Origin of the sequence: Amycolatopsis antarctica, from assembly GCF_002262875.1 — a bacterium.
Classification (GTDB): Bacteria; Actinomycetota; Actinomycetes; order Mycobacteriales; family Pseudonocardiaceae; genus Amycolatopsis; species Amycolatopsis antarctica.
On sequence record NZ_NKYE01000001.1, the window covers coordinates 488,079 to 501,760 of the forward strand.

The 13,682-nt window shown below is 70.0% G+C and carries 10 protein-coding genes; 6 read left to right on the forward strand and 4 right to left on the reverse strand.

Features of this window, described 5'->3' with window-relative positions:
- Positions 1-184 precede the first annotated feature (184 nt).
- The 5 genes from CFN78_RS02385 to CFN78_RS02405 all read left to right on the forward strand — a co-directional run bounded on the left by CFN78_RS02385 (position 185) and on the right by CFN78_RS02405 (position 7,165).
- On the forward strand, positions 185-2,068 hold the full coding sequence (locus tag CFN78_RS02385; RefSeq protein WP_094860827.1) for a methylmalonyl-CoA mutase family protein: 1,884 nt from the start codon (positions 185-187) through the stop codon (positions 2,066-2,068).
- Positions 2,068-4,236, forward strand: a complete 2,169-nt coding sequence (scpA, locus tag CFN78_RS02390) for a methylmalonyl-CoA mutase (RefSeq protein ID WP_094860828.1) — start codon at positions 2,068-2,070, stop codon at positions 4,234-4,236. Before CFN78_RS02385 ends, scpA begins: the two co-directional genes overlap by 1 nt.
- Before the next feature lie 7 nt (positions 4,237-4,243).
- Positions 4,244-5,230, forward strand: a complete 987-nt coding sequence (gene meaB, locus CFN78_RS02395; RefSeq protein ID WP_094860829.1) for a methylmalonyl Co-A mutase-associated GTPase MeaB — start codon at positions 4,244-4,246, stop codon at positions 5,228-5,230.
- A 92-nt stretch (positions 5,231-5,322) separates the two neighbouring features.
- Positions 5,323-5,652, forward strand: a complete 330-nt coding sequence (locus CFN78_RS02400; RefSeq protein ID WP_133116271.1) for a hypothetical protein — start codon at positions 5,323-5,325, stop codon at positions 5,650-5,652.
- Between the two features lie 211 nt (positions 5,653-5,863).
- The gene (locus CFN78_RS02405; protein ID WP_094860831.1) at positions 5,864-7,165 is read left to right on the forward strand and encodes a M20 family metallopeptidase; all 1,302 of its coding nucleotides are present in this window, start codon (positions 5,864-5,866) and stop codon (positions 7,163-7,165) included.
- A gap of 141 nt (positions 7,166-7,306) precedes the next feature.
- On the opposite strand, the gene CFN78_RS02410 is transcribed toward CFN78_RS02405, so the two are convergent.
- Positions 7,307-8,209, reverse strand: coding sequence for a DUF559 domain-containing protein (locus tag CFN78_RS02410; protein ID WP_240519217.1), 903 nt, complete (start codon positions 8,207-8,209; stop codon positions 7,307-7,309).
- Between the two features lie 458 nt (positions 8,210-8,667).
- The gene (locus CFN78_RS02415) at positions 8,668-9,120 is read right to left on the reverse strand and encodes a gamma-glutamylcyclotransferase (RefSeq protein WP_205660398.1); all 453 of its coding nucleotides are present in this window, start codon (positions 9,118-9,120) and stop codon (positions 8,668-8,670) included.
- Between the two features lie 121 nt (positions 9,121-9,241).
- On the opposite strand from CFN78_RS02415, the gene CFN78_RS02420 reads away from it, so the two are divergent.
- Positions 9,242-10,645, forward strand: coding sequence for an NAD(P)H-quinone dehydrogenase (locus CFN78_RS02420; protein WP_094861093.1), 1,404 nt, complete (start codon positions 9,242-9,244; stop codon positions 10,643-10,645).
- 498 nt (positions 10,646-11,143) lie between these two features.
- On the opposite strand, the gene glpK is transcribed toward CFN78_RS02420, so the two are convergent.
- Complete coding sequence (gene glpK, locus CFN78_RS02425; RefSeq protein WP_094860834.1) at positions 11,144-12,655, reverse strand: glycerol kinase GlpK; 1,512 nt, start codon at positions 12,653-12,655, stop codon at positions 11,144-11,146.
- A gap of 45 nt (positions 12,656-12,700) precedes the next feature.
- Positions 12,701-13,444 carry an MIP/aquaporin family protein gene (locus tag CFN78_RS02430; protein ID WP_094861094.1) on the reverse strand — a complete coding sequence of 248 codons (744 nt, stop codon included), beginning with the start codon at positions 13,442-13,444 and terminating at the stop codon, positions 12,701-12,703.
- Positions 13,445-13,682 lie beyond the last annotated feature (238 nt).

Consider the following 13,682-nt stretch of genomic DNA (forward strand, 5'->3'; position numbering starts at 1 on the left):
CCGAGCCGATCACCGATCGCAGGCGGTAACGGCCGGCGACGACGCGGGGCTCCTGACTGGCGCTGGACACCACACCATTGTGTCGGACGCCCTCCGGAGTCACACGGCCACGCGCCTTGTTAACCGCGATTAGCCTCACAGCGCTCGGGCGATCCGGGCATTCGTGGCCCTACCATGACCGGTTATGACCAAGGGTGCGCAGACAGAGTCGTCCGTGCCGGCGGAGTCGGTCGCCGGACTGGAACCGGACGAACTCGATCTCGCCGCCGATTTCGGCACCCCGGCGCACGCGGACTGGCAGGAGCTCGTGGCGGGCGTACTGCGCAAGAGCGGTGCTCTGCCGGAGGACTTCGAGGGCGACCCGGCGAGCCTGCTCGGCACCCGTACCTACGACGGCATCGACGTGCGTCCCCTCTACACCGCCGAGGACAGCGCCCCGGAGATCGGTTTCCCCGGCAGGCCGCCGTTCGTCCGCGGCAGCGACCCCGAGGGCGGGGTCGCCGCGGGTTGGCAGCTCCGGCAGTTCCACGCCGACCCGGACCCGGCCGTCACCAACAAGGCCGTGCTCGCCGATCTGGAATGCGGCGCGGGTTCGCTCTGGCTGCGGGCCGGGGACGGCGGTGTTCCGGTGGACCGGATCGCCGACGCGCTGGCCGGGGTCTACCCCGAACTCGCCCCTGTCGTGCTCGACGCGGGTGAGGGCTACGAGGCCGCCACCGCCGCCCTGCTGGAAGTCTTCGCCGAACGCGACATCGGCGACGCCTTCGTGGTCGGCAACGCCGGCGCCGACCCGATCGGCCAGCACGCGCGCACCGGCCGGGCGCGCGACGTGGCCGCCGCCGCCGGATTCGCCGCCAGGCTCGCCGGGAAACACCCAGCCCTGCACACCTTCGTCGCCGACGGCCTGCCCTACCACGGCGCGGGCGGTTCGGACGCCCAGGAACTCGGTGCCGCCATCGCCACCGGCGTGGCGTACCTGCGCGCGCTCACCGACGCGGGCCTCGACGTGGACACCGCCGCCGCGCGGATCGAGTTCCGGCTCGCCGCCACCGCCGACCAGTTCCTCACCCTGGCCAAGTTCCGTGCCGCACGGCGGTTGTGGGCCCGGGTCGCCGAGGTCGCCGGAGCACGCCCGCACGGGATGCGCCAGCACGCCGTCACCTCGCCCGCCATGCTGACGGTGCGCGATCCGTGGGTGAACATGCTGCGCTGCACCCTCGCCTGTTTCGGCGCCGCCACCGGTGGGGCGAACGCGATCACCGTGCTGCCGTTCGACCACCGTGCCGGGCTGCCGGACGACTTCTCCCGGCGGATCGCCCGCAACACCTCCTCGATCCTGCTGGAGGAGACCAAGCTGGCCGGAGTGATCGACCCGGCGGGCGGCTCCTGGTACGTCGAGAACCTGACCGACGAACTGGCCAGGGCCGCCTGGCGGGAGTTCACCGAACTCGAACGCGAAGGCGGGATCGAGGCCGCGCTGGAGTCCGGTTCGTTCGCCGGCAGGCTCGCCGAGACCTGGGCCGCGCGTTCGCGCAACCTCGCCACCCGTGCCGATCCGCTCACCGGCGTCAGCGAATTTCCCAACCTGGAGGAGAAACCGCTGACCCGTCGCGGCACACCGTCCGAATCCGAGGGTGAGGGCGGTCTGCCGAGAGTGCACTACGCACAGGCGTACGAACGGCTGCGCGACCGGGCCGAGGCGCACGGGCAGCGGCCCCGGGTCTTCCTGGCCACCCTCGGCCCCGTCGCCGCGCACACCGCCACGGCGATGTTCGCCGCGAACCTGTTCGCGGCGGGCGGCATCGAGGCGGTCAACCCGGGCGCCACCGACGACCTCGTCGCCGCCTTCACCGACAGTGGGGCGAGCGTCGCCTGCCTGTGCGGCAACGACTCCGCCTACGCCGAGCAGGCCGCCGAGGTGGCGAAGGCGCTCACCGGCGCCGGGGCGAAAGCGGTGCTGCTGGCCGGGAAACCGGGCGAGCACCCCGGCGTCGCCGGGTACCTGCACACCGGTTGCGACGCGGTCGCCGTGCTGGAGTCCACATTGGAAACGCTGGGAGTGCAGTGATGGCCATCCCGAACTTCGCCGACGTCGAACTCGGCGGGACGACCGGCACCGGCCAGGCCGACTGGGCCCAGGCGCTGCAGGAGAGCACCGGCAAAGGACCGGACGCGCTCACCTGGGAGACGCCGGAGGGCATCGACATCAAGCCGGTGTACACCGCGGCCGACCTGTCCGAAGTGGACTTTCTCGATACCTACCCGGGCATCGCGCCCTATCTGCGCGGCCCGTATCCGACGATGTACGTGAACCAGCCGTGGACCGTCCGCCAGTACGCGGGATTCTCCACCGCAGAGGCCTCGAACGCCTTCTACCGCCGGAACCTCGCCGCCGGGCAGAAGGGTCTGTCGGTGGCGTTCGATCTGGCCACCCACCGCGGTTACGACTCCGACCACCCGCGCGTGGCCGGAGACGTCGGCATGGCGGGTGTGGCCATCGACTCCATCTACGACATGCGCCAGCTCTTCGACGGCATCCCGCTGGACAGGATGAGCGTGTCGATGACGATGAACGGCGCCGTGCTGCCGGTGATGGCGCTCTACATCGTCGCCGCCGAGGAACAGGGCGTCGCGCACGAGAAACTGGCCGGGACCATCCAGAACGACATCCTCAAGGAGTTCATGGTCCGCAACACCTACATCTATCCGCCGCAGCCGTCGATGCGGATCATCTCCGACATCTTCTCCTTCACCTCACGGGAGATGCCGCGGTTCAACTCCATCTCCATTTCCGGCTACCACATGCAGGAGGCCGGGGCGACCGCCGACCTGGAGCTGGCCTACACGCTCGCCGACGGCGTCGAGTACATCCGGGCGGGCATGGACGGCGGCCTGGACATCGACACGTTCGCGCCCCGGCTGTCGTTCTTCTGGGCGATCGGGATGAACTTCTTCATGGAGGTCGCGAAGATGCGTGCGGCCCGGCTGCTGTGGGCGAAGCTGGTGCGGCGGTTCGAGCCGACGTCGGCGAAGTCGCTGTCGCTGCGTACGCACTGCCAGACCTCCGGCTGGTCGCTGACCGCGCAGGACGTCTACAACAACGTGGCCCGCACCTGCGTCGAGGCGATGGCGGCGACCCAGGGACACACCCAGTCGCTGCACACCAACGCACTCGACGAGGCGCTCGCGTTGCCGACCGACTTCTCCGCCCGCATCGCCCGCAACACGCAGTTGTTGCTGCAGCAGGAATCCGGCACCACGCGGGTCATCGACCCGTGGGGCGGCAGCGCGTTCGTCGAGAAGCTCACCTACGACCTGGCGCGCAAGGCGTGGGCGCACATCCGTGAGGTCGAGTCCGCGGGCGGCATGGCGAAGGCCATCGACGCGGGCATCCCCAAGCTGCGCATCGAGGAGGCCGCCGCCCGTACCCAGGCGCGGATCGACTCGGGCAGGCAGCCCGTCATCGGCATCAACAAGTACCAGCTCACCTCGGACGAGCAGATCGACGTGCTCAAGGTCGACAACGCCGACGTGCGCAACCAGCAGCTCGAGAAGCTGCGGCGGCTGCGCGAGGAACGGGACGAGGAGGGCACCCAGGACGCCCTGCGCAGGCTCACCGCCGGGGCCGAGGCGGACGGCAACCTGCTGGAGCTGGCCGTGGACGCCGCGCGCGCCAAGGCCACCGTCGGCGAGATCTCCGACGCGCTGGAGCGCATCTGGGGCCGTCACTCCGGGCAGATTCGTACCATCTCCGGTGTGTACCGCGAAGAGGTCGGCAAGTCGGCGAACGTGGAACAGGCACGCTCGGAGGTGGAGACCTTCGCCGAGGCGGAGGGCCGCCGGCCGCGCATCCTGGTGGCCAAGATGGGCCAGGACGGCCACGACCGCGGCCAGAAGGTGATCGCGACGGCGTTCGCCGACATCGGTTTCGACGTCGACGTCGGCCCGCTGTTCTCCACCCCGGCCGAGGTCGCCCGCCAGGCCGTCGAGGCGGACGTGCACATCATCGGCGTCTCCTCGCTCGCCGCCGGGCACCTCTCGCTCATCCCCGCCCTGCGCGACGAACTCGCCGAACTGGACCGTTCGGACATCATGGTGGTCGCCGGGGGAGTGATCCCGCCGCAGGACTACGAGGAGCTGCGCAAGGCCGGTGCCGCCGCCATCTTCGGCCCCGGCACGGTGATCGCCGACGCGGCGATCGACCTGCTCGGCCAGCTCAACGCCCAGCACGGCTGAGGCGCGCGTGGTCCGCACATTCGACGTGCCCGCGCTGGCGGCGGGTGTCCTCGCCGGCGACCGGGGCACGCTGTCGCGCTCCATCACCCTCGTCGAATCGGCACGCCCCGAGCATCGGGAACAGGCGCAGGAACTGCTCGTCGAACTGCTGCCGCACGCCGGCGGGGCCCAGCGCGTCGGCATCACCGGCGTGCCGGGGGTGGGCAAGTCCACGTTCATCGACCAGCTCGGCACCGACCTCACCGGCGCCGGGCACCGGGTCGCCGTGCTGGCCGTGGACCCCTCGTCGACCCGCACCGGCGGCAGCATCCTCGGTGACAAGACCCGGATGGCACGCCTGGCCGTCGATCCCTCGGCGTTCATCCGGCCCTCGCCGACCTCCGGCACGCTCGGCGGCGTCGCCCGCGCCACCCGCGAGACGATCGTGCTGATGGAGGCGGCCGGATACGACGTCGTCCTGGTGGAGACCGTCGGTGTCGGGCAGTCCGAGGTGACCGTGGCGAACATGGTCGACTGCTTCGTGTTCCTGACCCTGGCCCGCACCGGCGACCAGTTGCAGGGCATCAAGAAGGGCGTGCTGGAACTCGCCGACGTGATCGCGGTGAACAAGGCCGACGGCGAGCACGAGCGGGAGGCCAAGCGTGCCGGGCGGGAGCTGGCCGGGGCACTGCGGATGATCTACGGGCCGGACGCCGACTGGACCCCGCCGGTGCTGACGTGCAGCGCGCTGCACGATCTCGGCCTGGACACCGTCTGGTCGAAGATCGGCGAGCACCGGGCCACCCTGGAGAGATCCGGTGACCTGGAAGGGAAACGTCGTACCCAGCAGGTCGACTGGACCTGGGCGATGGTGCGCGAGCAGTTGCTCGGCAGCCTGTCCGCGCACCCGGGCGTGCGCGAGGTCGTGCCGGAGGTGGAACGGGCCGTTCGGGAGGGTGAGATCCCGGCGACGCTGGCCGCCGAGCGGATCCTCGGCGCGTTCGGGCGCGAGTGACGGGCGGGGTCCCGCCGCGCGGGCGAAGGGGTGGACTGGTGACGCGGACGTCGCGGGCAGGCACACTGGGTGCCGCCGAAAGGAGACAGTGCGTGCTGACGAGGTTGCGTCGAGTTGCCGTGGTACTGACGCTCGGAGTGCTGACGATGATGGCCGGGCCGTTCACCGCCGCGGCCGAGGGGCAGGCGCCGCGGGTCGCGGGCGTCGCGGCGAGCGCACCCGTGCTCGTCCAGGACCCGACCGAACCGCCCGCCGAGACGCCCGCCGAGACCGGTCCGACGATCGACCCGGCGGAGAGCGAGCAGGCCGACTCGGAGAAGACGCAGACCAAGTTCATCGTCGGCGGAATCGCGCTGGTACTGCTGCTGCTGGTGATCGGTGGTCGCCGGATCCGCAGCAAGCGGCGCAACGCCGGCAGCTGACACAGCGTCACCGATCGTCGCCCTGCGCTTCTACAGTCAGGCCGAACTACTCCCAGCCGCTCAACGCACATCGGCTACCGGCTGTCTCGCAGCGTGGACGCTTCTGCCCATTCGTCACCTGGATGGTGCAACACTGTCAGCAAATGCGTAGGACAATCATCACTCAGCGGACGATCTTCGAGGCGACCGGTGCTGCGAACGGGGGTGTGGCATGACCATTCTCGATTCACGGCACGACCTGCCCGGCGACAGTGAAGGCGGCAGGCACCGCGCCGGCTCCGACGCGCTCATCACGGAGACCGGGGTCGGCATGGCACCTGTGCAGGACGTCGGAGCCGGTCGCGGGCCGTCCTGGCTGGACGAGTGGATCGAGGCCAACGCGACGGACGTCGTGGCCTGGCGCAGGCACATCCACGCCCACCCCGAGCTGTCCCGGCAGGAGTACGCCACCACCGAGTTCGTGATGAGCGTGCTGCGCTCGGTCGGCCTCAAGCCCGCCCTGATGCCCGGCGGCACCGGCGTGCTGTGCGACCTCGGTTCGGGCCCGTCCTGCGTCGCGCTCCGCGCCGACATGGACGCGCTGCCGCTCACCGAGGTCACCGATGTGCCGTTCGCATCCACCGTCCCGGGAGCGATGCACGCCTGCGGGCATGACGCGCACACATCGATCCTGCTGGCCGCGGGGCTGGCTCTCGCCGCGGCCCCCGAGTTGCCCGGCCGGGTCCGGCTGATCTTCCAGCCCGCCGAGGAGGTCATGCCGGGGGGTGCGCTGGACGCGATCGCGGGCGGCGCGCTCAAGGACGTGGACCGCATCTTCGGGCTGCACTGCGACCCGAGGCTGCCGGTCGGCCGCGTCGGCACCCGCGTCGGCGCGCTGACCTCCGCCGCCGATCTGATCGAGCTGCGGCTGACCTCCCCCGGCGGGCACACCTCGCGTCCGCATCTGACGGCCGACCTGGTGCACGCGCTCGGCAGCGTCATCACGGGCCTGCCCGCACTGCTGTCCCGCCGGGTCGACCCGCGCTCCGGCACGGTGCTGGTCTGGGGCGCGGTGCACGCGGGCGAGGCGGCGAACGCCGTGCCGATGAACGGCATGCTGCGCGGCACGCTGCGCACCGCCGACCGCGAGACGTGGCGGACCCTGGAGCCGCTGGTCGCGTCCTCGGTGGAGTCCCTGCTGGCTCCCACCGGCGTCGGTTTCGAACTCGACTACCGGCGGGGCGTTCCCCCCGTCGTCAGCGACCAGGACAGCACCGCCATCCTGCGCGCCGGAGCCGAGGCGGCACTCGGCGACGACGCGCTGGCCGGCACCGAGCAGTCCTCCGGTGGCGAGGACTTCGGCTGGTACCTGGAGCACGTGCCCGGGGCGTTCGCCCGGCTGGGCGTTTGGCCCGGCGACGGCCCGATGCGCGACCTGCACCAGCCCACCTTCGAACTCGACGAGCGCGCTCTCCTCACCGGCACCCGGCTGATGGTCCACTCCGCCCTCGCCGCCCTGGCCTGCGAAGCCTGACCCACCGGGCCCGCAAGCCCACCGTGTCGCGCGTTCTGGCATGCCGTGTCGTGCGTTCTGGCACGTCGTGTCGTGCGTCCTGGCATGCTGTGTCGCGCGCTCCGGCATGCTGTGTCGTGCGTACCGGCACGCGGGGCGGTGTCAGGCGCGACCGGTCAGGCGTTGGTCGAAGCTGCGGCGCAGCTCCGCGACCAGCCGCATCGGGTCCGCCAGGTCTGTCGCGGTGGCGCGGACGACCAGCCATCCCCTGCGGGTCAGGTCCTGCTCGCGCGCGGCGTCCTGAGTCGCCCGCCCCTCATGCGCCTCGTAACCGTCGTACTCCAGTGCGATACGCAGTTCGGGCCAGGCGAAGTCCAGTCGGTACAGCTCGCGGCCGTCGAGGTTATGGATCGTGTACTGCGACTCGGGAGGCGGAAATCCGGCGTCGTGAACGATCACGCAGAGCGAACTCTCGGCGGGGGACTCGCGTCGTCCGTCGGCGATCCCCAGCAGGATCGACGCGTTCACGGTGCCCCTCCGGTCGGCTCTCGCTGCCAGCCGGGCGGCCACGGCGGCCGTCAACTCATCCCGTTCATCGACCGGCCGATTACGCAGAGCATGATCGAGGTAACCGAGGGCGCGCCGCGGTCGGCCTGTGCACAACAGGTCCGCCAGCACGAGGTCCAGCGCCGCCAGCGGGACCCCTTCGTGGACGACCACGTCCTCCGGCTCGACGCTGCCCTGATGGACGACGATGCCGTTCCGCCGCTTCGGCGACCTGTCGTACGGGACCTGAACGTGCACCGGGGTCGGCTCGGCGCTGGTGCATCCATGCAGGAACGCAGCCGTCTCGCGGACGATGATCGCTCCTCGTCCGATCGACAGGATCGCCGATGTGGCAAGGGTTTTCGGATCGGCGATGCGATCCCGGGCCACGACGACACGCGGCCACAGTGGTACCAGTTCGCCGTGCCGCAGGGCGCTGCGCAGTCGATGGCGGCCCAGCCGCGCGGCAGCCGAAGTCCGCAGGCAGACACCGTTCGGGATGGTTCTGATCTCGGTCACGACAGGCAGCATGCGGCATGAAACCCGTGTCACGGGGACCTTGCCGGCAACCTGTGGATAACTTGGTCGCCTGTGGACAACTTGCGTGCTGTGGCCACGTATCGCGTTCCTGAGCCACGCATGGCAACGCTGTGTGTCCGGCTTTCGGAGAGCGTTCGAAGATCGTCACCACGATCTGCCCGAACGCTTGACGCACACGCCGGACGGCAACTACGAAAAGTCATTTCGCGCGAGTGTGGGCGCCTCAGCAAGCTGTGCCCGAACCACACCGCGCCACGACCCGACACGACGTCCCCGAACGCGCGACACGGGGTGCCGTTCCGCGCGACACGGGGTGCCGTACCGCCCGACACGGCATGCCGTACCGCCCGACACGGGTGCCGTACCGCCCGACACGGCATGCCGTACCGCCCGACACGGGGTGCCCAAGCGCGCGACACGGTGAGGGGTGGTGTGGGTCAGGGACCGATGCCCTGGCAGGGGCGGGTGCGGAGCGCCTCGACGTAGTCGGCGGGGGCGCCCGCCGCCTCGGCGGCGTCAGCGAGGACACCGAGGTACCGGGCGCTGGGCAGCCCGCCCTCGTAGCCGTCGAGCACGTACAGCCAGGCCAGCGTGGAGCCCTCCATGGTCTGCACACGGAGCCGGATCTTGTTGTGCATACCCAGCTCGCCACCCTCCCAGCGGTCGAGCTGACCCTCGTCCTGGTTGGTGACGTCGTAGAGCACGACGAAGACACGCGCCGACGGGTCCTCGACGATGGTGGCGAGGGCACCCTCCCAGCCGATGTCCTCACCACCGAAGGTCAGTCGCCAGCCCTCGAGCCAGCCACTGCCCGCCGTCGGCGAGTGCGGCGCTCGCTCCATCATCTGGGCGGGTTCCATGTTGGACCCGTAGGCGGCATAGAGAGGCACGGCGACAGCCTAGCGATTACCCGCCGGTCCGACACCATGCCGGTCGCGTGTCCGGCCACCCGATCAGACGATGATCGGTCCGCGTACCGTTGGCGCCGACCGGCGCGAAGAGGAGGAACAGGTGACCAGAATCGTGATCATGGGCGGCGGCCCGGCAGGTTACGAGGCAGCTCTGGTCGCCGCGCAGCACGGTGCCGACGTCACCGTCGTCGAACGGGACGGCCTCGGCGGGGCCTGCGTGCTCTACGACTGTGTGCCCTCCAAGACGTTCATCGCCTCCTCCGGCGCGCGCGCCAACATGCACGGTCTCGGCGAGCTGGGCGTGATGGTCGACCTCGCCGACTCCGAGGTGGACCTGCGCACCGTGCACGGACGGGTGAGGGGCCTCGCGCTGGCGCAGTCCGCGGACATCCGCGCCCGCGTGCAGCGCGAAGGCGTCGCCGTCATCCACGGGCAGGCACGCTTCTGCGACGCGGAGCCCGGTCTCGCCACGCACAAGGTCGCGGTCACCGACGGAGCCGGCGCCGACCAGGTGCTGGAGGCCGACGTGGTGCTGATCGCCACCGGTGCCACCCCCCGCGTGCTCCCGGGCGCCGTGCCGGACGGGGAGCGCATCCTCGACTGGCGTCAGCTCTACGACCTGCCGGAACTGCCCGAGCACCTGGTGGTGGTCGGTTCCGGCGTCACCGGCGCCGAGTTCGCCTCGGCGTACACCGAGATGGGCGTGAAGGTCACCGTCGTGTCCAGTCGCGACCGGGTGCTGCCGCACGAGGACGCCGACGCGGCCGCCGTGCTGGAGGAGGTCTACTCCCAGCGGGGCACCACCGTCGCCAAGCACGCCAGGGCCGACCGGGTCGAACGCACCGCCTCCGGCGTCATGGTGCACCTCGCCGACGGCAGGAAGATCGAGGCCAGTCACGCCCTGATGACGGTCGGCTCGGTGCCCAACACCGAGGACATCGGCCTGGAGACGGTCGGCATCGAGCCCGGCCGCGGCGGCTTCATCGGCGTCGACCGCGTGTCCCGCACCAGCGTGTCCGGTGTGTACGCGGCGGGCGACTGCACCGGGGTGCTGATGCTCGCGTCGGTGGCCAGCATGCAGGGCCGGATCGCGATGTGGCACGCGCTGGGCGAGGGGGTCGCGCCGATCAAGCTGAAGACGGTCGCGGCGAACGTGTTCACCCACCCGGAGATCGCGACGGTCGGCATCAGTCAGCAGGCCATCGACTCCGGGGAGGTTCCCGCCCGGACGATCATGCTGCCGCTCGCCACCAACGCGCGCGCCAAGATGGAGGGCCTGCGCCGGGGTTTCGTCAAGCTGTTCTGCCGCCCGCAGACGGGTGTGGTGGTCGGCGGGGTCGTGGTCGCCCCGGCGGCGAGCGAGCTGATCCTGCCGATCGCGCTCGCGGTGCAGAACCAGCTCACGGTGGAGAACCTGGCTCTGACGTTCTCGGTGTACCCCTCGCTGACCGGATCGATCACCGAGGCCGGCCGCCAGCTCATGCGGCACGACGATCTGAACTGACCGATCGCGGCAGTCGTTCGCCCGCGGGAACGCGAATTCGGCGGTGAGTACCGTTCGCCGTGAAGAATCGTTTCCGGTGCCGCGCGAGGCAACCACGGAACGCGCACCTGCGGGCCGTCGGAAATGGCGCATCCGGTGGGACAATTCCTCGTCCGCCGATCGGATCGTGACGAATTTCCGTGACGAGAACAGCGGCAGCGGGTTGTGTTCGGTGATGCGCGGGGCACCATTCTCAGCACTGTTCCCGCAGCGGAATCCGGCGTCGGCGGTCTCGAGGTCCACGATGACGTTTCGCGACGCACCAGGTTCGACTCGCCGCACGGCGCGCGATATTCCGGATGATCACCGCCAGGCAGGACGCGCGGACCGCGGACGAGCGGACGGCCGTCGCGGCGACCTGAGTACCCGTGCGGAAAACCGCGAGGCGGGCGCCCGGCCTGTGCCGTGACGCCCGCCTCGCGGGTCTCGGGTTCCGGGCCCCTCGCGGCCGAGGGGGACTCAGTCCTCGTCGACCCAGTCGAAGGTCTTGGTGACGGCCTTCTTCCAGTTCTTGTACTCGCTCTCGCGGCGGGAGTCGTCCATCGACGGGTCCCACTGCTTGTCCTTCGCCCAGTTGCTGCGGATGTCGTCCTCGCTCGCCCAGAAGCCGACGGCCAGCCCGGCCGCGTAGGCGGCACCGAGCGCGGTGGTCTCGTTGACCACCGGACGGATCACCGGCACACCGAGGATGTCGGCCTGGAACTGCATGAGCAGCTCGTTGACGACCATCCCGCCGTCGACCTTCAGCGCCTTCAGCGGAACGCCGGAGTCGGCGTCCATCGCGTCGATCACCTCGCGGGTCTGGAACGCGGTGGCCTCCAGCACCGCGCGCGCCAGGTGCCCCTTGTTGACGAAGCGGGTGAGGCCGACGATCGCTCCGCGCGCGTCGGAACGCCAGTACGGCGCGAAGAGCCCGGAGAACGCCGGCACGAAGTAGGCGCCGCCGTTGTCGTCCACGGTCTTGGCGTTCGCCTCGATCTCGGCCGCGGTACCGATCATGCCCAGGTTGTCGCGCAGCCACTGCACCAGCGAACCGGTGACCGCGATGGAGCCCTCCAGCGCGTACACCGTTGCGTTCTCGCCGATCTTGTAGCAGACGGTGGTGAGCAGCCCGTTGTCCGAGAGGACCTTCTCCGTGCCGGTGTTGAGCAGCACGAAGTTGCCGGTGCCGTAGGTGTTCTTCGCCTCGCCGGGGGAAAGGCAGGCCTGGCCGAAGGTGGCGGCCTGCTGGTCGCCGAGGATGCCGGCGATCGGGACGCCGCCGAGCGCGCCCTTCTCCCTGACCTTGCCGTAGACCTCCGAGGACGAGCGGATCTCCGGCAGCATCGACAGCGGGATGCCCATGTCCTCGGCGATCCCGGAGTCCCAGGACAAGGTGTCCAGGTCCATCAGCAGGGTGCGGGAGGCGTTGGTCGGGTCGGTGACGTGCAGCCCGCCGTCCGTTCCGCCGGTCATGTTCCACAGCACCCAGGTGTCCATGTTGCCGAAGATCAGGTCACCGGCCTCGGCACGCTGGCGCGCACCGTCCACATTGTCCAGAATCCACTTGATCTTCGGGCCGGAGAAGTAGGTCGCCAGTGGCAACCCGGTCTTCTCCCGGTAGCGCTCCTGCCCGCCGCCGAGGGCGCCGAGCTCGTTGACGATCTTGTCCGTGCGCGTGTCCTGCCAGACGATCGCGTTGTAGACGGGTTTGCCGGTCTTGCGGTCCCAGACGACGGTGGTCTCGCGCTGGTTGGTGATGCCCACCGCGACGATGTCGGCCGAGGTCAGGTCGGCCTTCGCCAGCGCTCCGCCGGTGACCGTGCGGGTATTGGACCAGACCTCTTCCGGATCGTGTTCGACCCAGCCCGCCTGCGGGAAGATCTGCTCGTGCTCGCGCTGGTCGACGGCGACCACCCTGCCGGAATGGTCGAAGATCATCGTCCGGGTCGAGGTGGTGCCCTGGTCGATCGCGGCAACGTAGGAAGTCATTGGTGCTCCTGGCTTTCCTCTGGATTGCGGTGGCGGGGCGGGTCGCTACGCCGTCGGGACGATCAGGAACAGCAGCGCGGCGAGCGCGCCACCGATCAGCGGGCCGACGACGGGAACCCACGAGTAGTTCCAGTTCAGGTTGCCCTTGCCCTTGATGGGCAGCAAGGCGTACGCGATACGCGGACCGAGGTCGCGGGCCGGGTTGATGGCGTACCCGGTGGGACCACCGAGCGAGGTGCCGATCACCAGGACGACGAACGCGACGCCCGCGTAACCCAGCGCCGAGTTGCCGAACTCCGGCGTGCCGCCATCACCCACCGAGATGGTGGGGCTGAGCAGGATCCAGGCGACGAGCACGAAGGTGCCGATGATCTCGGTGACGGTGTTCCACAGCTTGTTCGGCACGGTCGGTGCCGTGGAGAAGATGCCGAGCGTGTTCTCCGGCTCCGGGTGGTCGTCGAACTGCAGCTTGTAGGTCAGCCAGCAGAGGACCGCACCGATGATCGCGCCGAGCATCTGCGCGGCGAAGTAGATGGGCACGTCCGCCCATTCGCTCTTCCCGGCGATGGCGAGACCGAGGGTGACGGCGGGATTCAGATGCGCACCACTGGGAGCCGCCAGGCTCGCGCCGGTGAAGACGGCGAATGCCCAACCGACGTTGATGAAGAGGAATCCCGTGCTGTTGCCATTGGTTTTCCGCAGTAAATTGTTCGCCACGACGCCCGTACCGAGCAGGATCAGCACTGCGGTGCCGATCAGCTCGTAGACGAAAATGGTCCCAGCACTCATCTCGGCCTCCACACTGGACACTTCCTGCACAGAGTCGGCTCCGGTGTGCTACGGCAACGTTGCCGACCCCAAGTGATCTACGCACGCTACTGCTTCCGGGTCGATCGAACCAGGTGCTTCGCGGCCCAATTCACTACCCCGCAAGGGGACCCCAAACGTGCGATGCTTGCGACTTCGCCTCCGGTGGATCGCTCCCGCCTGCCCCCGTGCGGGCACGACGGCGCGGCGGACCAGGCCC

Bases quoted from the DNA above. Each gene is read 5' to 3' on its own strand.
- CFN78_RS02385 (WP_094860827.1), top strand. From the start codon at position 185: ATGACCAAGGGTGCGCAGACAGAGTCGTCCGTGCCGGCGGAGTCGGTC.
- scpA (WP_094860828.1), top strand. From the start codon at position 2,068: ATGGCCATCCCGAACTTCGCCGACGTCGAACTCGGCGGGACGACCGGC.
- CFN78_RS02405 (WP_094860831.1), top strand. From the start codon at position 5,864: ATGACCATTCTCGATTCACGGCACGACCTGCCCGGCGACAGTGAAGGC.
- glpK (WP_094860834.1), bottom strand. From the start codon at position 12,655: ATGACTTCCTACGTTGCCGCGATCGACCAGGGCACCACCTCGACCCGG.
- CFN78_RS02430 (WP_094861094.1), bottom strand. From the start codon at position 13,444: ATGAGTGCTGGGACCATTTTCGTCTACGAGCTGATCGGCACCGCAGTG.